Source organism: Actinospica acidithermotolerans (assembly GCF_018139625.1).
Classification (GTDB): Bacteria; Actinomycetota; Actinomycetes; order Streptomycetales; family Catenulisporaceae; genus Actinospica; species Actinospica acidithermotolerans.
The window spans coordinates 69,164-87,291 of sequence record NZ_JAGSOH010000015.1; the positions used below are offsets into that span (position 1 = coordinate 69,164).

The window sequence follows — 18,128 nt, forward strand, 5'->3', positions numbered from 1 at the left end:
AGCTGAGGGCCTGACCCGAAGGCCAGAGCTTGACGGCCTGACCCGAAGGCCAGAGCTTGACGGCCTGAACCGAAGGCCAGAGCTTGACGGTCTGAGCCGACGGCCAGAGCTGGTGCTCTGGTCTGGAGTGTCCGTCCGCCGTCCGGACCCCGTCGACTGGCGGGGCCCGGACGGCGGACGGACGCTTGATCCATGACTGAACCCGGATCCGACACGCGCAGCGGCAACGCCACCGGCCCCTCCGGCTCCCCCGGCTGGGGCGCGGGCGGGCAGCCGGGCGTCCCAGGGCCGATGCAGCAGCTCGCGCGCAGCGCCTGGCAGGCGGTTGCGCTGATCGGCCTGGCCGCCATCGTGCTGGGCGTCGTCGCGCTCGTCTGGCCGCACGCAACGCTGGCCGTCCTCGGCGTGCTTTTCGGCATCTACCTGCTGGTCAGCGGCATCATGCAGCTGGCCGCCGCGTTCGGCACGCACACCGAGACCTCGCTGCGCGTGCTCGCCTTCATCAGCGGCGCGATCTCCATCATGCTCGGCCTGTTCTGCTTCCGCGGCGCGCTGGAGTCGGTGCTGCTGCTGGCCATCTTCATCGGCATCAGCTGGATCTTCCGCGGTGTCTCCGTGCTGGCCGCCGCGGCCTCCGACCCACTCATGCCGGCCCGCGGCTGGCACATCTTCTCCGGCATCGTCGGGGTCGTGGCCGGAATCGTCGTGCTCGCCGAGCCGGAGAGCTCGATCTGGGTGCTGACGCTGTTCGCGGGCATCTGGCTGATCGTCACCGGCCTCGCCGAGATCGCGACCGCGCTGATGATCCGCTCCGAGGCCAAGAAGCTCCCGCGGAGCTACTAGCCGCCCGCCGGCTCCCCCGAGCCCCCATCGGCATGCCACCCGCATGCCACCCGCGGGCCGCCCGCGGCCGCCCGTCAGCCGGCCGGCCCGCCGCCGAGGATCAGGTTGCCGACCGGGCCAGGCTCGGCGTCGGTGAAGAAGTGGCAGAACGCCTCGTCGAGCTCCTCGAGCGTCAGCTCCCCGTTGTTGTACGTGTCGAGGAGCAGCACGAACCGGTCGGCGTCGCCCTCCGCGACGCCGAGCGCGCGCAGCAGAGAGCTGACCTCGGCCGGGCTGAGCACCTCGTCGGCGTTCTCGTCGGCGGCCGCCGTCAGGCTCGCGATCAGCGGGTGCACGTTCTGGTCGTAGGCCGCGCGGTTCTCGCTGAGCCGGGCCAGCGACCGCCGGAAGTCCTCCCGGCGCAGCGACTTCGCCTCGATCTCCTCGAGCCCGGCGGCGGCGCGCAGCCGCAGCCAGAAGGCGGTGAACGCCTCCTCGAGACGCTGGTGCCCGAGCGAGCCGGCCCGCGCGCCGCAGGCCTCGGCGATCCGCGCGCCGAGTGCGAGCAGATCCGTCTCGGCGACCGCGTCGTCCCGGTTCTGGTCGCAGAGGTCGAAGAAGCGGTCGAACTTGCCGGCGGCGAAGGCCGAGATCCGCACCGCCGTCACCGTCACCCGGCTCTCGTCCAGGGCGGCCAGGAAGCCGGCGTCGACCTCGTGGACCGAGACCCCTTCGGGGCGGCGCTCCAGCTCGACGCCCAGGTGGTGGCGGCGGGAGAGCTCGAAGCTCATCCGGTCGACCTGCCACGGCCAGCGCGGCACCCGCAGCCGCCGTTCGCGCCGCGCCCGCCGCTCCGGCCGCTCGGCCCGCAGCACCAGCACGGTCCGCGCGCCCAGGCCCACCGCCCGCGCGATCGGCACCTCCTCGACCACTCCCCCGTCGACGAAGTGCTCGTCGCCGATCCGGTACGCAGGCAGCAGACCCGGCATCGCGCACGACGCCATCACCGCCGGAATCAGCGGCCCGTGCTGGAAGTAACGCGCCGTCGCGCGCTCGATCGATGCGGCGCACGTCTGCAGCGGCACCGCCAGCTCCTCGAAGCAGCCGTCGCCCAGGTACTCGACCAGCAACTGCCGCAACGGCTCACCCGAACCCAGGGCCAGCTGTCCCGTCCGCAGCGACCGCACCGCGCGGACCGCGCCGGGCCGCAGCACGCCCCGCCGCAGTGCCTGATGCCAGAACTCCCCCATCCGCGCCGCGACGGCCGGCGTCGGATCCGCCGCCAGCAGCGCACCCTGGATCGCCCCCACAGACGTGCCGACGACGAGGTCGGGCCGCACGCCGCGCTCCAGCAGCGCGCGGATCATCCCCGCCTGGTACCCGCCCCGCACCCCGCCACCGCCCAGTACGAACGCGATCGGACCCGCAATCTGCTTCGTCACGCCTCCCACCCTGCGCGCCCCCGTCGCGCTCCGCAGGATGGCTTAGGCCAGGCTGGGGAAGCCGAGCGAGGAAAGCGGGGGGACCCCTCACTGGCCCGGCCCGGTCCATCTGGCGTACGCTGACGCGAATCGCAGAGATCTGGCCCGTCGAGGGGCCGTGTCTCGACGGGCAACAAGGGGGCTTTCCAGATGGCTGCCGATGACCTGCCGGCGCCGGTCGTGACGTTTCTGAACGTCATCGGGATCGACTGGCCTTACCTGAACGAGGACGCGATACGCCAGTTCGCGTCGATGGTGCGCGAGTTCGGCCAGGCGGTACAGCAGACGCACGACGACGCGACGCAGGCGATATCGAACATCGCCCAGGTATATCAGGGAGCTTCGACCGAGCGGATGCAGTCCGGCTGGTCGAAGCTGTCCGCGCAGCACGTCACCGAGATCGTGGCCGGCACGGGGATCCTCGCCGACGCGCTGGAGGCGGGGGCGGACTTCGTGGTGGCGCAGAAGATCGAGGCCGCCATCGAGCTCGCGGTCATGGCGGCGACGTTCGTGGCCGACCAGGCCGCGGCCGTGGCGACGCTCGGTCTGGCCGAGGCCGCGGTCCCGGCGATCATCGCAGCGGGCAAGGCGCTGGTCGAGACGCTCAAGCAGCAGATCATCCAGGAGATCGTCGGGAAGGTCATCGAGGCGGCGGCGAAGCCGCTGTTCGCCAAGGTCGAGGCGGCCCTGTCCGGGCTCGACTGGTCCCAGGCGGGGGCCGAGGGCGGGTCCGGCTCCGGCTTCTCGCTGGACGCCGAGGCGGCGAAGGCCCACGTCGCCGTGCTGCGCGGACACGCGGAGACCATGAAGGGGCACGCGCAGACCCTTCGCACCAACCTCTCAGGATTGAGCTTCTGACATGCCGGCAGGTGGGGAAGAGCGGGCCGTCTTCATCGGCCTGAAGAACGACGCCGAGGACTCGCTGCCCAAGGCGGCCGAGCACATGGGCGAATTCCACGGCAAGACCGCCGACGAACTCGATCAGCAGATCGAGCGGCACGCGACCAACGACCTCAACCTCAAGCGCAAGTTCGACGACATGAACGACACGCCGCCGGAGACGTCGTCGGTCGGCTCCAAGGGCAAGGTGACCCGCACCACCGGGACCGGCGCCTCGCGCGAGGTGGAGTACTACCAGTTCTCCGATAAGGAACTGGAGGACGCGGGCATCAAGTCGAAGGGCTCGGAGGACGTCGAGACCGGCGGCACCGACCCGGTGGACCTGGTCTCCGGCCAGCTGGTCGCGTCCACGGTCGACGCGGTGCGCATCGGCGTGCTGCCGCTCATCGTCGGCCGGGCCTACGCCTCGGGCTACGAGCACGGCGGCCTGTACGGGCACGGCTGGGCCGGAACCCTCGATATCAGGCTTCTGGTGGACGACGACGGCATCCGCTACCTGGGCGAGAGCGCGCAGCTGCTCGACTACGGGATTCCCGCGGGTCTCGGTCTCGGCCTGCCCGCCACGCCGGTGCACGGCGCGCGCTGGCCGCTCTACCAGGAGGGCGCGCACTACCGCGTCGAGGATGTCGGCTCCGGCATCTCCTGGATCTTCCCGCGCGAGGCCGAGGGCGACGTGCGGCCGCTGGCGGAAATCCGCGACCGCAACGGAAACCGGATCACCGTCGTGCGCGATGAGCGCGGCCTGCCGGTGCAGCTCCAGGCCGCGGGGTACGGGATCCAGGTGCGCACGGCCGACACACCGGCCGGTCCGCGCGTGTCCGGGCTCTTTCTCGATCCGGGCGACGGAGAGGGCATCGAACTGGTCACATACGCGTACGACGAGGCCGGACGGCTCGTGTCCATCACCGACTCCAGCGGCGTGCCGTACGTCTACGAGTGGGACGGGCAGAACCGCATCTGCGGCTGGGTCGATCCCAACGGCCACGAATACCACTACGCGTACGACGACGAGAACCGAGTGGTCCGCGCTTGGGGTACCGGCGGGTATCTGACTTCGGAGATCGCTTACGACCGGGAGAACCGCGTCACGACGGTGACCGACGGATCCGGCGCCACCGCGGCGTACCACTACGACCGGTACCAGCAGGTCGTGAAGATCGTCGATCCGCTCGGCGGCGAGGAGCTCATCGAGCGCGACCGGTACGGACGCGTGCTGTCGAGCACCGACGCGCTCGGCAACGTCGCCCGCACCGAGCGGAACGCCTCCGGCCTCCCGCTGCGATTCGTCGCCCCGAACGGCGCCGAGACCGAGCTCGAGTACAACAGCTTCGAGCTGCCGCTCCGGGTGAGCGAACCCAACGGAGCGCTGTGGTCATTCACGTACGACGAGTTCGCCAACCTGATCCACCGGACCGATCCGCTCGGGGCTTCGATGTCGTACACGTACGACGAGCGCGGTGCGATCACCGGCGCCACGGACCAGCTCGGCGGCGTCACCGTATTCGAGCTCGACAGTGCCGGCCTGCAGATCAGCGCAACCGATCCGCTGGGGAACACCTGGCGGATGGAGCGGGACGCCTTCGGACGCGTGATCGCGACCACCGACCCGACCGGCGCCACGCGCCGCGACACCTACAGCGTCGAAGGCCGGTTGCTGCGGACCGAGGACACGGCGGGCCGTGTCACCTCGTACACGTACGACCCGGCCGGCAATCTCAGCTCGCGCACCGATGCCGCCGGTGCCGTGACGCGGTTCGAGTACGGGCCGATGGGAGTGACCACGGCCTCGATCGACGCGCTGGGCAACCGGCACGCCTTCGCTTACGACAGCGAACTGCGGCTCGTGCGCGTCACCGGGCCGACCGGGCTCGAATGGACCTACACGTACGACGAGGCCGGCCGCCTCGTCGCCGAACGGGACTTCGACGGCCGCGATCTGACCTACCGCCTCGACGCGGCGGGACGCCGCGTCGAGCAGGTCAACGGCGCGGGAGAGGTCACCGGCTTCGAGTACGACGCCTCCGGGCACCTCACGCGGCGCGTCGCGGGCGGGATCGAGCACAGCTTCGCCTACGACGCCACGGGGCACATGGTGCGCGCCGAGGGGGCCGGATCGGTGCTGGAGTTCACCCGCGACCTGCTCGGCAGGCCGGTCGCGGAATCGCTGAACGGTCGAATACTGACGCGCGGCTACGATCCGGCGGGCAACCAGGTCCGCAGGACGACGCCGAGCGGCACGGCCTCCGAGTGGAGCTTCGACGGCGCGGGAAATCCGAGTGCTCTCGCCACCCCGACAGGCGGGATCTCGTTCGCCTACGACGCGGCCGGCCGCGAGATCGCGCGCGGCTTCGGGGCCGGCCTCGTGCTCGGCCGCGCCTACGACGGCACCGGCCGGATGACGGAGTCGCGCCTCGTGGTCGGCGACCGGATGGTGCAGAGCTACGCCTACGGATACCGCGCCGACGGTGCGGTCGAGCGGGTCGCCGACCAGCTCCGCGGCCCGGTGGAGTACACGCTCGACGCCTTGGGCCGGCCCACGGCCGTGCGCGACGAAAGCCGGAGCGAGAGCAGCAGCTACGCCTACGACGCGCTCGGCACCCTCACGGCGTCCGGCGAGGGCTCGACCCCGTGGACGGTCGCGGGCACGCAGATCCGCGACGACGGACGCTCGTCGTACGAATACGACGCCGAGGGACGCCTGATCGCCAAGCGCCGCCGCACGCTGTCCGGCAAGGTCCTCACCTGGACGTACACGTGGGACGCGCTCGGCCAGCTCGTCCGCGCCCAGACTCCCGATCAGGGCACGTGGACGTACGACTACGACCCGCTCGGCCGACGCTGCGCCAAGAGCTCCGTCGACGCCGGCGGGAACGTCCTCACGCGCACCCTGTTCACGTACGACGGACCGAGGCTGGTCGAGGAGCGGCGCGAAGACGCGCAGGGCGGCACCGTGACGACGACCTGGGAGTACGAGCCGGAGTCCTTCATCCCGGCGGCCCAGTCGCGGCGGCGCGAGACGGCTCAGCTCTCCGACGAGTACGTGGAGGAGCAGTTCCACGCCATCGTCGCGGACCTCGTCGGTACGCCGCTGGAACTGGTCGCGGCCGACGGGGCGGTCGTCTCGCTGGCCAGGCGCGAGCTGTGGGGCGGCACGTACGCGGACGCCTCCGGCGAGGACCCGTGCCCGCTGCGCTTCCCCGGCCAGTACTTCGACGCGGAGACCGGGCTGCACTACAACCTGCACCGGTACTACGACCCCGCCGTCGCGGCGTATCTCAGCCCTGATCCGCTCGGCCTGCTGCCCGCGCCGAACCCGCGCGCGTACATCGGCAACCCGCTCACCGAGTCCGACCCGCTGGGCCTGAACGGGGAGGGCGCGTCCGGCTCCGGCAACGCGGTCCCCGGCAAGAACCTGTCCAACGCCGAGCGCGTGCCGTACGGCGAGGACCCGATGAGCAGGCTGGCCATCACCGCGCGCCGGTCCTTCAAGGACGGGCTGAAGAGCGGCAAGAACGTCGCCGTCTACCTCTACAAGGACGGCGAGGGCAACACGAAGGCGCTGGCGATCCAGAGCGACATGGTCCACTCCGAGCGGCTCGGCTGGAAGGCGCTGAGCGAGAACATGGGCATCGGCAAGAACCAGATCGACTCCATCTACACCGAGCTCCAGCCCTGCGGCCCGATCTACCACGACTGCGACAAGTGGCTGTCGAACAACATGAAGGACATCCCGGTCAAATACAGTTTCGACTACGGCGCCGACAAGGCGGGCCAGACCGCGGGGATGAAGGCGCTGCGCAAGGCGCTGACCCAGGTCCGGCAAGGCAACCTGCCCAAGTAACAGCGACGATGGAGTGATCATGCGCATCGAGGCCGAACCGTTCGACTACAGCGTGCCGACCTGGCGGCCCTACGACGCGGAGCGGCTCGCCGCGCTCGGCGCGCCCGGGCCGGCCGCGTCGGCCCTGACCGGGCGCGGGCTGCCGGACGGCGCGTTCGACCACTTCGTCCGCGTCGCCGATCGGGAGCTCGAGGAGGCCGACCTGCCCGAGTGCGGAAAGGCGGCGTTCCTCGGCCACGTGTGGGAGGGCGAGAACAACAGCTACTGGCTGAGCCTGGCCGACGGGTCCGTCTGGATGCGCTACGGCGGTCCGGACGAGCCCGTCGACCACATGAAACGGATCAACACGTCGGTCGAGGCGCTGCAGTCGGTGCTGGCCGTCTACCAGGCGTGGGTGCGCGACGAGTCCGAGGACCTCGACGTCCAGGAACGCGAGAACCTGATCAACCAGACCGTCATCCACGCCGTGGCCGCGGACCCGGAGGTGTTCGAGGACGACGAGAACTGGTGGTCGCAGACCTTCCTCGAGGTCGAATTCACCTCGGCGAAGATCCTCGAGGGCGACGAGTCGCTCTTCCAGCTCGTCACCCGGGACGCCTCGGGCCGCTGGGGTCTCGACCACCCGGGCTACGAGGAAGACGACCTGGACTGAGCGGGTCAGGCCGGGTCGGGGAAGGAGCTCGCTCCGTCCATGCGGGAGAATCGAACGGATCGACCGGCTTCGCCGCTGGTCGGCTGATCACTGCCATGCCTGAAGCAGATCCTCAGGGCTGAGAGCGGTGAGATCCCGGATACTGCACCCGGCACGTGCGACGGCGATAAGAGGCGTTTTCTCGTCCGCTCCGGGCAACTGCGAGCGGTGCACGATCAAACGAGCGTGGTCACGAGCGTCGAAGGGCTTGTTCTCCAGCCACTTGACCGAGCCGACCATGGTCACGTGCTGTGCAACGGGCGCGCGATCGGCACCGACGAGATCGATCTCGGGATCGTTGGAGCGGGTCCAGAAGCCGCCGATGGCATCCGTCCCCTCAGGAAGAACGCCTGCAGGCAGGCGGATCAGCGCCTCGCGGATGACCGGCTCGATGGCACGTCCGCGCCACGACGGCCAGTTCTTGCGAATTGCCGCGAGGACTTGATCACCGCGTCCTCGCTCGATCGCAGGCATTCCAGGGCCGAGGAAGGACAGCCAGAACCGCAGGTGAGGATCGGCGACTCGATACCGCGTCTCCCTGGAAGGCTTGGTCGAGAGCGGCACGTCGGCCTCGACGATCCGCTTCTCGGTCAGCAGATCCAACGAGCGCTTGAGAGACCCGGAGTTCAAGCCACCTGCCGCTCGGCCGATGAGCGAGAAGGTGCGTTCTCCGTGGCCGATCGCTCCGAGCACGAGGCGAGCCTGGGCTTCCGTGGGGAACTCGGCGGCGAGCGCACGCTCGCCGGAGATCAGCACGGCTGAGGTCGGACGGCTGACGGCACGCTCCAGCTAGTCCCACAGGCCCGCGCCGCGTGGCCACTCGTCCAAGATCTAGGGCATTCCGCCGGAGACGAGATAAGCGTCGAAGGCGTCGGCCGGCCCGGTGCCGAGCATGGCCGCAACCTCGGCCGGATTCAGCGGCGGCACGACCATCTGCCTGCTCGGCGAAGCTCACCAACTCCTCGGTCTTCGGCATGCCCGAGGCCGTGAAGAACACATGCGGCAGCCGAGAACGACGTGCGAACTCCTCAACCAGACGGGACTTGCCCTCCCGCCGACGCCCGCGAATCAGGACCGCCCGCCCCGGCCGGCCCGTGCGGCATGTCCTGTGGATACTCTCGTGCTACGCCAGGTCGGGGAAGAAGAGCTTGATCTCGCGCTCGGCGGAGGCCGGGGAGTCGGAGCCGTGTACGAGGTTCTGCACGACGGTGGTGCCGACGTCGGTGGCCAGGTCGCCGCGGATGGTGCCGGGGGCGGCCTTGACCGGGTCGGTGGCGCCGGACAGGGTGCGGAAGGCCTCGATGCAGCGGTGGCCCTCGATCACCATCGCGACGACGGGGCCGGAGAGCATGAAGGAGACGAGCGGCTCGAAGAACGGCTTGCCCTGGTGCTCGGCGTAGTGCTCCTCGACCAGCTCACGCGGCAGGGAGCGCAGGTCCATGGCGATCACCCGCATGCCCTTCCGCTCGATCCGGTCGATGATCGCGCCGGTCAGGGCACGCTTGACTCCGTCCGGCTTGACCAAGACGAGCGAGCGCTCCACGAGGGTCGCCACGTTTTTGTCCCTTCGTGCGTGGTGGGCGTCCGTCATCGGGCGCCCACGATCCAAGATCCCCGTCCTCGCCGACGAGGTGCGTTCAACAGATGTTATGACCTAGGTCACGCCAGGTCACACCCGGGGTCCGGCTTCCCCGGGGAAAGCCGCGGGACCTGGGGACCCCACGCCCTGCCCGCTCGCCGCCACGCGCTCAATCGCTGCCGTGCGCGGCCTCCCAGGCCTTGACGCGCTCGGCCTTGATGGCCTCGCCCTTCGCGCCGTAGTGCAGCCCGGCCCACCACAGGGCCGCGAAGATGACGCCGACCGGGAACATCATGGTCACCCAGAACCCGGCGGCGATGAACGCGACCTGCAGCGCCCAGCCGAGCGGGTAAGCCCAGCGGAACCGCAGCAGACCGCTCAGCAGCACGCTGGCCACGCCGAGGCCGACCGCGAGCTGCCAGCCGCTGCCCTGCGTCAGCTTGGCCGCGACCAGGCCGAAGAACAGCGCGATGAAGGCCTCGAAGACGAGGACCGCCGCGGCCATCCTCCGCATGGGACTTCACCTGACTCTCGCGGGCTCGACGTGCTCACTTGCTCTGCTGACTCCACGCTACGGCATCGGCTCAGCCGCGCAGCAGCCGCCCCGCGTCCCCGGCCGTCACGACCGAGCCGGTGACCAGAACACCGGCGCCGCCGAGGCTGGGATCTGGCACTCCGGACTCGGCCAGCTCCAGCGCGCGGTCGATGGCGTCGTCGAGGCGCTCGACCCGGGTCACCCGGTCCTCGCCGAAGACGTCCTCGGCGAGCGCGGCGAGCTCCTCGACCGGCATCGAGCGCAGCGTGGAGTTGCGGGTCACGACGATCTCGTTGACCACCGGCTCGAAGGCTTCGAGCACGCCGCGCACGTCCTTGTCCTTCATCGCCGCGAAGACGCCGACGAGGTACTCGAAGGTGAACTCCTCGCTGAGCGCCTGCGCGGTGGCCTCGGCGCCGCCGGGGTTGTGCGCGGCGTCCAGGATGACCGCCGGGTTGCGCCGCACGACCTCGAGCCGGCCGGGCGAGGTGACCTTGGCGAACGCCGCGCGCACCACCTCGGGCTCCAGCACCGCGCCGCCCCGCCCGGCCCCGAGGAAGGCCTCCACGGCCGCGACCGCGCACGCGGCGTTGCCCGCCTGGTGCGCGCCGTGCAGCGGGAGGAACAGGTCCGTGTACTCCTGCGACAGACCCTTGATCGTCAGCTGCTGGCCGCCGACCGCGAGCTGCCGCTCCAGCACGCCGAACTCGATGCCCTCCCGCGCCACGGTGGCGCCGATCTCGGCCGCATTGCGGATCAGCACCTCGGCCGCCTCGAGGGGCTGCTGCGCGAGGATCGCGACCGCGCCGGCCTTGATGATGCCGGACTTCTCCTCGGCGATGTCGCGCACGTTGTCGCCGAGCAGGTGGGTGTGGTCCAGCGAGATCGGGGTGATGACCGCGACCGGGGCCTCGATGACGTTCGTCGCGTCCCAGGTCCCGCCGAGCCCGACCTCGATGACCGCGACGTCCACCGGCGCCTCGGCGAACGCCGCGTACGCCATGGCGGTGGTCATCTCGAAGAAGGACAGCTTGAAGGGCTGGCGCGAATCGACCAGCTCGGCGTACGGCCGCAGCTCGGTGTAGACCTCGGTGAAGCGCTCGCGGCCGATCGGCTCGCCGTCCACGCAGATGCGCTCGCGGATCTCGCTCAGGTGCGGGCTGGTGGTCCGGCCGGTGCGCAGGTTGAGTTCGCGCAGCAGCGCGTCGATCATCCGCGCCGTCGAGGTCTTGCCGTTGGTGCCGGTGATGTGGATCGACGGATACGCGTCCTGCGGCCGGCCCAGGACGTCGAGGATCGCCTCGATCCGGTCCTTCGACGGCTCCATCCGGGTCTCGGGCCAACGCTGTAGCAGTTCCGCCTCGGCGGCCCGGTACCGCGCCTCGATCTCCTGGCTGCTCTCGCTGCTCATGCCGCCATTGTTCCATCCGGCGGGACGGGCCTCGTCCCTACCTCCGCTGACAGCGCGGGCAGTAGTAGGAGGAGCGGTTCATGAAGGCCGCGCGGCGGATGCCCGTGCCGCAGCGTCCGCAGGGTTCGTCGGCCCGGCCGTACGCGTTCAGCGAGCGAGCGAAGTACCCTGACTCGCCGTTGACGTTGACGTACAGCGAGTCGAAGGACGTGCCGCCCTGGCCGAGGGATTCGGCGAGCACCTCGCGCACGGCCGCGAGCAGGGCGACCGCCTTCGGCCGGGACAGGGCCGAGGTGGGCGCCTCGTAGTGCAGCCTCGCGCGCCACAGCGACTCGTCGGCGTAGATGTTGCCGACGCCGCTGATCAGACTCTGGTCGAGGATGGCGCGCTTGACACCGGTCTGCCTGGCCCGCAGGGCCCTGATGAAGGCCTCGTCGTCGAACTCCGGGTCCAGCGGGTCGCGGGCGATGTGGGCTATCGGCAGCGGGACGCCGCCGCTCATCGGCTCCAGGCTGAGGCCGCCGAAGGTGCGCTGGTCGACGAAGCGCAGCTGCGGTCCGTCGTCCTCGAAGCGCATCCGGACGCGCAGGTGGATCTCGTCGGCGGCCTCGGCCGGCTGGACCAGCAGCTGGCCGCTCATGCCGAGGTGGCCGAGCAGCGCGCCGCCGCCGTCGAGCGGCAGCCAGAGGTACTTGCCCCGGCGGGCCGCGGCCAGGATCCGCTGGCCCGCGAGGCGGGTGGAGAAATCCTGCGCGCCCGCGACATGGCGGCGGATCGCGCGGGGGTGGAGGACTTCGACGTCGGTGACGCGGCGGCCGGAGACCCAGCGGTCGAGGCCGCGGCGGACCACCTCGACCTCGGGGAGCTCAGGCACCCTCGGCGTCCTTGACGGGCGCGGCCGCGTCGACGGCGTCCTTGAGGCCGCGCACGTCCTTGCCGTCCTTCGGCTCCCGGGCGCCCGGCTTGGGCTTCGCCGTCTCCTCGGGCTCGGCCTTCGCGGAGCCGAACTCCTTGCGGATCGACCGGTACGCGTGCTCGGCGGCGATCTGCTCGGCGATCTTCTTGGAGCGGCCCTGCCCGGCCGGGTAGTCCTGCTCGCCCACGTGCACGCGGGCGGTGAAGGACTTGTCGTGCTCCGGGCCCTCCTCGTCGACCAGGTACGCCGGAACGCCGAGCGAGTGCTCGGCGGTCAGCTCCTGCAGGGAGGTCTTCCAGTCCAGTCCGGCGCCCAGGCCGGCCGAGGCCTCGATCAGCTTGTCGAAGAGCCGGTGGATCAGCTCGCCGACGGTGTCGAGGTCGTGGTCCAGGTAGACGGCGCCGAGCACCGCCTCCATGGCGTCCGCGAGGATCGAGGACTTGTCGCGCCCGCCGGTGGCCTCCTCGCCCTTGCCGAGCCGCAGGAAGTCGCCGAGCTCGAGCTCGCGCCCGACCGCCGCGAGCGCCTTGGCGCTGACCACGTGCGAGCGGAACTTGGCGAGCTGCCCCTCCGGCAGATCCGGGTGGGCGTGGTAGAGCGTGCTCGTCACGACCACGCCCAGCACCGAGTCGCCGAGGAACTCGAGGCGCTCGTTGGTGGGGCAGTGGCCGTTCTCGTAGGAGAAGGACCGGTGCGTCAGCGCCTGCTCCAGGAGCACCGGATCGATCGGGAGACCGAGCCGCTGCTCCAGGAGCGCGGGCGGTTTGAGGGAATCGGTCACGACCGTCTTCCGTCAGGCGGGGGCCAAGGGCCGGCTCAGACGGCCAGCACCTGGCGCTTGTCGTAGGTGCCGCAGTTCTGGCAGACGGTGTGCGGACGCTTGGTCTCCTGGCACCGGTCGCAGGCGACCAGGGTCAGCGGGGCGGCCTTCCACTGGGCGCGCCGCGAACGGGTACGGCTGCGGGACTTCTTGCGCTTCGGAACGGCCACGGCTCTCAAACTCCTGGTCAGTTACTGCAAACGTCAATCGGGCGTACCCGTCGACTTTACCGGAAGTCGGCGGGTGGGAGAAATCAGCGGGAAATCAGCTGTCCGAGGCGTCCTTGAGGGCGCCGAGGGCGGCCCAGCGCGGGTCCACCGTCTCGTGCGAGTGGTCCGGATCCTCGGCCAGCGAGGCGCCGCACTCCGGGCACAGCCCGGGGCAGTCCGGCTCGCACAGCGGCTGCAGCGGCAGCTCCAGCATCACGGCGTCGCGCACCAGGGCCTCGGTGTCCAGCAGATCCTCGACCACGGAGACGGCCTCTTCCAGCTCCTCCGGCGTGAGGTCCTCGAGGTCGTAGTAGAAGAGCTCCTGGAAGTCGGCGTCCACCTCCACCTCGACCGGGTCGAGGCAGCGCACGCACTCGGCGACCAGCGAGCCGGAGACCCGGCCGGTGGCCAGCACGCCCTCGACCACGGACTCGAGGCGCAGGTCGAGCAGCAGGTCCGCGCCCTCCGCGGTGTAGAGGCCGTCGAGCGAGGAGCCCTCGCCGCCGATCAGCTGCCCGGCGGGCAGGTCGCGGTCGAACTGGCGCATCGCGCCGGGACGCCGGCCGAACTCGCGCACCTCGAAGACGAAGGGTGAACGCGCGTCGGGTCGCTTCGGCTTGGCTACGGGAGGCATATCCACGATTCTACGGCGCGCGAGGGCGGGGTACCGACGGCTTTACCGCCGGCACCCCGCCGATCACACACTGTATGCGTACCGCGGACCACCGGTACTGCGTTTTTTGCCGCGGACCGCTGGCACCGCGGACGCCTCGTACCGCGGACCGCTGGCACCGCGGGCCGCTGGCGCCGCGGACGCCTCGTAGCGCGGCGGACTACTGGCACTGCTGCTGCTGGAACTGCTGCCTACCGGCACCGCGGACCACTGGCACCGCGGACGACTCGTTCCCCGGACTACTGGTACTGCTGCTGCTGGAATTGCCGGACGTCGATCAGGCCGGTGTCGAAGTACGAGGTCTCGTCGGCCGGGTAGTCCGGGCCGGGGCCCTGCGCCCGGCCCGGGTGGCCGTAGCCCTGCGGGCCCGGCGCCCACTGCCCGGACTGGTCGTAGCCGCCCTCGCCGTACTGCGGCTGCTCGGCGAACTCGCCGGTGCCGTAGCCCTGCACGGCGCCCTGGTCGTAGCCCTGCTGCTCGTAGCCGCCCTGGGCCGCCGGGTAGTAGGGCTCCTGGTAGCCGCCCTGGTCCTCGCCGTAGCCCGGCGCGTCGCCGTAGCCTCCGTGCGGGTGCGGCTCGTAGGGGCGCTCGGCCTCGGTGAACGCGACCCGGGTGTACTCGCCGGTCGCCTCGAAGCCGTCCTGGTACCCGCTGTCCTGGTAGCCGCCGCCCTGGCCGAAGGCCGGCTCCTCCTCGAACTCGCGCACCTGCGGGATCTCGCCGGTGCCGGAGAAGTCGCGGGAGCGCTTGCGCTCGGCCGCGGCCGCGTCCTGCTCGTCGACGTGCCTGCCCAGCTCCTCCATCGGGTTGCTGGAGCCCTTCATCTTGTCCCGGCCGCGGCCGACGGCCTGCAGCGTCTTGGTGAGCACGACCTCGAAGTTGGCGAGCTTCTGGTCCACGTACTCGTCGGCGTCGGCGCGGATCTGGTCGGCCTCGCGCCGGGCGTCGCTCAGCATCCGGCTCGCAGCGTCCTGCGCCTCGCGGGAGATGTCCGTGTTGTTGATGATCGAGTCGCGCTCGCCGCGGGCGCGGTCGCGCAGCCGCTCGGCCTCGCGGCGGCCCTCCTCCAGCACGGACTCGCGGTCCGAGAGCACCTTCCGGGCGCGGTCCATCTCCTCCGGCAGCCCGTGCTTGAGCTGGTCGAGCAGCTCGAGCACCTGGGCCCGGTTGATGACGCACGATGTGGACATCGGCATCGCGCGGGCGCTCTCCACGATCTCGATGAGCTCGTCGATCTTGGCGTTGACGTCCAACGGACTGCACTCCCTGGGCATGGCCGGGCGCCGCCTTGTGGCGGCGCTCGGTCCACGGTACCCCGAACAGCGGAGCGGAAGTATGGCCCAGGGGGACTAGTCAGCTTTATCCCGATATACCAAAGCATTGCGTACCGTGGCGCATACGTCACGCAAGGTCGGGAATCAGCACATTGAAGTACCGGTCAATCCTTGCGCAGCCGCTCGGTGAGCCTGGCCAGCACCGGCTCGGGCAGCAGCCCGGAGACGTCGCCGCCGAGCGCGCAGACCTCCTTGATCAGCGAGGAGGACATGAAGCTGTAGAGCGGGTTGGTCGCGACGAAGAGCGTCTCGACCCCGGCGAGCCGGTGGTTCATCTGGGACATCTGCAGCTCGTAGTCGAAGTCGCCGACCGCCCGCAGCCCCTTGACGATGGCCCGGATCTCGCGCTCGGCGCAGAAGTCCACCAGCAGTCCCTCGACCACCTCGACGGTGACGTTGGGCAGATGGCTGGTGATCTCGCGGATCATGTCCATCCGCTCGGTGTAGGAGAACAGGCCGTTCTTCCCCGCGTTCTTGCCGACCGCGACGACCACCTCGTCGAACAGCCCGGTCATCCGGGTGATCACGTCGAGGTGCCCGTTGTGCACCGGATCGAAGGAACCAGGGCAGACGACCCGGCGCCGCACCGCGCGGGGTTCGTTCGTAGCGTCACTGCTCACGGCGGTGACCGTACCAGAGCACGCCCTCGCCGTACGCCCGGGCCCGCAGTGCTTCGAAGCCCTCCGGCCAGATCCACTCCGGATCCCGCGCGCCCCGCTCCACGCACACGAGCGCGTCGGGCGCGAGCCAGCCGTGCTCCGCGAAGGCGGTGATCTGCCCGGCGAGCGCCGCCGCCTCGAGCGCATAGGGCGGATCGAGGAAGAGCACGTCGAAAGGCTCCTCCGGGCACGGCTCGGCGGCCACCTTCTCCACCCGGTCGGCGACCAGCCGACCGTCCTTCAGGCCCAGCGCCGCGAGATTTCCCCGGATCACCTCGGCCGCGCGCCGGTCGGACTCGATCAGCAGCGCGGCGGCCGCTCCGCGCGAGAGCGCCTCCAGTCCGACGGCTCCCGAGCCCGCGTACGCATCGATGAGCCGGATCCCGGGCATGCCGCCAAGGTGCGAGTCGAGCGCGGAGAACAGGCCCTCGCGGGCGCGGTCGGAGGTCGGGCGGGTGCCCTGCCCCGGCGGCGTCTTCAGTGTCCTGCCCCGGGCCTGGCCTGCGATGATCCTGGTCACCCGGCCAGTCTACGGGCGAAGGGAAGCGAGCTGTGAGCGGTGCGGTGGCCTCAACCGGTCTCGATCCGGTGGTCGCGTCCTTGCTGCGCAACCGGATCCGCTACGCGCCGGCCGTGGTCGCGGAGGCGGTGATCGAGCTCGCCGCGGCCGGCTGGCTGCGCATCGAGCACGACGACGGCGACTTCGCCGCCGCGACCGTGGCGCCCGAGCTGAACGACCTCGCGGGACTCACGCCGTGGTGCGTCGCAGTGCTCGACCGCCTCGACGCGCGCGCCCTGCCCGACGCGCCCACCCCCCTCTCGGTGCTCACCACGGTGGACGGCACGGATTTCTGGGACTGGCGGCTGCGCTTCGAGACCGCGCTGGTCAAGCGGGCCGAGCAGGACGGCCTGATACGGCGCCGGCTCGGCGCGCGGCAGACGATGGCAGTGGTCTGCGGTCTCACGCTGATCGCCGCGGCGGCCGTCGGCACGACCGTCGCGGTGCTCTTCCGGCCGAGCCCCGGCTTCGGAGCCGCGCTCGCCACCGCGCTGTTCGGCTTCATCGTCCTGTCGGTGACGGTCGGCCGGCTCTCCGACTGGCGGCTGTCCGACACCGGCAGGCGCGCGGTCCAGCAGGCCGAGGCGGCGATCGCGACGAACGCGGAGTCGCCGCGCTCGCCCGCCGGCGCCGTCCGCGCGGGGATCACGCCGCTCCCGGCCGACCACGTGTGGTCCGGCTTCGGCGGCTCCTGGCGCATCGTCGGCCTCGGCTCGCGCTTCGGCGACGTACGGCGGCTGCCGCGCGAGATCCGCGATTCGCTGCCGGAGCGCCGCACGCTGCCCTGCCAGGTGGTCAAGCGCTGGTCGATCCCCGGCGGCCGCGAGCGGGACCCGGCCTACTGCTGCGCTTTCGACGACGGCGCCTCCAGCTTCACCTGGACCTTCGCGATCCCGGAGCGGACCTGGCACGAGCTCGCGGTCGGCGACGCGGTGATGCTCGACTTCAGCCCGCGCCGGCACCGGTTCCACGAGGTCAGAGCCGTGGACGCGCCGCCCGCGCTGTGAAACGGCTGTGCGGCGCCTGGGGACTTGCCAGTAAACGCGCACAGCCGTTGCCGGGCCGGGAGAGCCGGGCCTAGCGTCGAAACATGACTCCTCAGACACCTTCCGCGGACGCGCCGCTGGCGCAGCCGATGGCCATCCAGAAGCCGATGAACGTCGTCATCCGCACACTGCTCAAGACGCCGGGCATCGCGGGCGGCGTCGGCAAGCGGTTGATCACACTGCACGTCGTCGGCCGCAAGTCCGGCCGGCACATCGACGTCCCGGTCGCCTACACCGTGCACGGCGACTCGATCCTCGTCGGCACGCCCTTCGCGTGGGGCAGGAACCTGCGCACCGGAGAGCCGCTCGAAGTGACGTACAAGGGCAAGCGGCGCACCGCCGACGTCCTGGTGGCGAAGGACGAGACCGACGTCGTCGCCCTGCTCGACGTGATGTGCCGGGACAACCACCAGTTCGCCAAGTTCAACAAGGTCGGCCTCGACGGCTCGGGCAATCCGCAGCCCGACGACATGCGCCGCGCCTGGGAGCACGGCGCCCGCGTCTTCAAACTGACGCTCCGCTAGCTGTACTGACCACAGAGGTTGGTGACGGGGGTCACGGCCGGTTGATCTTGTAATGGGTGAGGGCCTTCTGGCTTGGTGTGGATTGCGACATCTGCACCGGCTACCGGAAAGGCCCTCATGCCCCACCG

Annotated in this window: 17 protein-coding genes and 1 pseudogene; 6 read left to right on the top strand and 12 right to left on the bottom strand. The window is 70.7% G+C overall.

What is annotated here, in order from left to right:
• Positions 1-192 precede the first annotated feature (192 nt).
• On the top strand, positions 193-843 hold the full coding sequence (locus KDK95_RS08355) for an HdeD family acid-resistance protein (RefSeq protein WP_212517458.1): 651 nt from the start codon (positions 193-195) through the stop codon (positions 841-843).
• A gap of 74 nt (positions 844-917) precedes the next feature.
• On the opposite strand, the gene KDK95_RS08360 is transcribed toward KDK95_RS08355, so the two are convergent.
• Complete coding sequence (locus tag KDK95_RS08360; RefSeq protein ID WP_212517459.1) at positions 918-2,264, bottom strand: patatin-like phospholipase family protein; 1,347 nt, start codon at positions 2,262-2,264, stop codon at positions 918-920.
• A gap of 189 nt (positions 2,265-2,453) precedes the next feature.
• On the opposite strand from KDK95_RS08360, the gene KDK95_RS08365 reads away from it, so the two are divergent.
• Genes KDK95_RS08365 through KDK95_RS08375 form a run of 3 tightly spaced genes read left to right on the top strand, consistent with a single transcriptional unit; the run spans position 2,454 to position 7,696 of the window.
• The gene (locus tag KDK95_RS08365) at positions 2,454-3,161 is read left to right on the top strand and encodes a WXG100-like domain-containing protein (protein WP_212517460.1); all 708 of its coding nucleotides are present in this window, start codon (positions 2,454-2,456) and stop codon (positions 3,159-3,161) included.
• A gap of 1 nt (position 3,162) precedes the next feature.
• A complete protein-coding gene (locus KDK95_RS08370; RefSeq protein WP_212517461.1) occupies positions 3,163-7,044 on the top strand; it encodes an RHS repeat-associated core domain-containing protein in 3,882 nt (1,293 codons plus the stop codon).
• 19 nt (positions 7,045-7,063) lie between these two features.
• On the top strand, positions 7,064-7,696 hold the full coding sequence (locus KDK95_RS08375; RefSeq protein ID WP_212517462.1) for an SUKH-4 family immunity protein: 633 nt from the start codon (positions 7,064-7,066) through the stop codon (positions 7,694-7,696).
• Between the two features lie 87 nt (positions 7,697-7,783).
• On the opposite strand, the pseudogene KDK95_RS08380 reads toward KDK95_RS08375, so the two are convergent.
• The 11 genes and pseudogenes from KDK95_RS08380 to rsmD form a co-directional block, all read right to left on the bottom strand.
• Positions 7,784-8,849 (bottom strand): annotated as a pseudogene (locus KDK95_RS08380) (ATP-binding protein).
• A gap of 9 nt (positions 8,850-8,858) precedes the next feature.
• The gene (gene ndk, locus KDK95_RS08385) at positions 8,859-9,290 is read right to left on the bottom strand and encodes a nucleoside-diphosphate kinase (RefSeq protein WP_307844278.1); all 432 of its coding nucleotides are present in this window, start codon (positions 9,288-9,290) and stop codon (positions 8,859-8,861) included.
• A 193-nt stretch (positions 9,291-9,483) separates the two neighbouring features.
• Complete coding sequence (locus tag KDK95_RS08390; protein WP_212517465.1) at positions 9,484-9,828, bottom strand: DUF4233 domain-containing protein; 345 nt, start codon at positions 9,826-9,828, stop codon at positions 9,484-9,486.
• Positions 9,829-9,898: 70 nt separating this feature from the next.
• On the bottom strand, positions 9,899-11,260 hold the full coding sequence (locus KDK95_RS08395) for a bifunctional folylpolyglutamate synthase/dihydrofolate synthase (RefSeq protein WP_212517466.1): 1,362 nt from the start codon (positions 11,258-11,260) through the stop codon (positions 9,899-9,901).
• Between the two features lie 37 nt (positions 11,261-11,297).
• Complete coding sequence (gene mutM, locus KDK95_RS08400) at positions 11,298-12,134, bottom strand: bifunctional DNA-formamidopyrimidine glycosylase/DNA-(apurinic or apyrimidinic site) lyase (RefSeq protein WP_212517467.1); 837 nt, start codon at positions 12,132-12,134, stop codon at positions 11,298-11,300.
• Positions 12,127-12,957, bottom strand: coding sequence for a ribonuclease III (rnc, locus tag KDK95_RS08405; protein ID WP_212517468.1), 831 nt, complete (start codon positions 12,955-12,957; stop codon positions 12,127-12,129). The genes mutM and rnc overlap by 8 nt, the downstream gene beginning before the upstream one ends.
• 35 nt (positions 12,958-12,992) lie before the next feature.
• Complete coding sequence (rpmF, locus tag KDK95_RS08410) at positions 12,993-13,166, bottom strand: 50S ribosomal protein L32 (RefSeq protein ID WP_212517469.1); 174 nt, start codon at positions 13,164-13,166, stop codon at positions 12,993-12,995.
• Positions 13,167-13,260: 94 nt separating this feature from the next.
• A complete protein-coding gene (locus tag KDK95_RS08415) occupies positions 13,261-13,839 on the bottom strand; it encodes a YceD family protein (protein ID WP_212517470.1) in 579 nt (192 codons plus the stop codon).
• A gap of 278 nt (positions 13,840-14,117) precedes the next feature.
• Positions 14,118-15,131: a F0F1 ATP synthase subunit B gene (locus KDK95_RS08420; RefSeq protein WP_212517471.1), complete on the bottom strand. Its 1,014-nt coding sequence runs from the start codon at positions 15,129-15,131 to the stop codon at positions 14,118-14,120.
• Positions 15,132-15,316: 185 nt separating this feature from the next.
• The gene (coaD, locus tag KDK95_RS08425; RefSeq protein WP_212517472.1) at positions 15,317-15,832 is read right to left on the bottom strand and encodes a pantetheine-phosphate adenylyltransferase; all 516 of its coding nucleotides are present in this window, start codon (positions 15,830-15,832) and stop codon (positions 15,317-15,319) included.
• On the bottom strand, positions 15,822-16,391 hold the full coding sequence (gene rsmD / locus KDK95_RS08430; protein ID WP_212517473.1) for a 16S rRNA (guanine(966)-N(2))-methyltransferase RsmD: 570 nt from the start codon (positions 16,389-16,391) through the stop codon (positions 15,822-15,824). Before rsmD ends, coaD begins: the two co-directional genes overlap by 11 nt.
• Before the next feature lie 32 nt (positions 16,392-16,423).
• Here rsmD and KDK95_RS08435 point away from each other — a divergent pair, with 32 nt between their 5' ends.
• Both KDK95_RS08435 and KDK95_RS08440 read left to right on the top strand, forming a co-directional pair.
• The gene (locus KDK95_RS08435; RefSeq protein ID WP_212517474.1) at positions 16,424-17,437 is read left to right on the top strand and encodes a DUF2207 domain-containing protein; all 1,014 of its coding nucleotides are present in this window, start codon (positions 16,424-16,426) and stop codon (positions 17,435-17,437) included.
• A gap of 83 nt (positions 17,438-17,520) precedes the next feature.
• Positions 17,521-18,000, top strand: coding sequence for a PNPOx family protein (locus tag KDK95_RS08440; protein WP_212517475.1), 480 nt, complete (start codon positions 17,521-17,523; stop codon positions 17,998-18,000).
• Positions 18,001-18,128 lie beyond the last annotated feature (128 nt).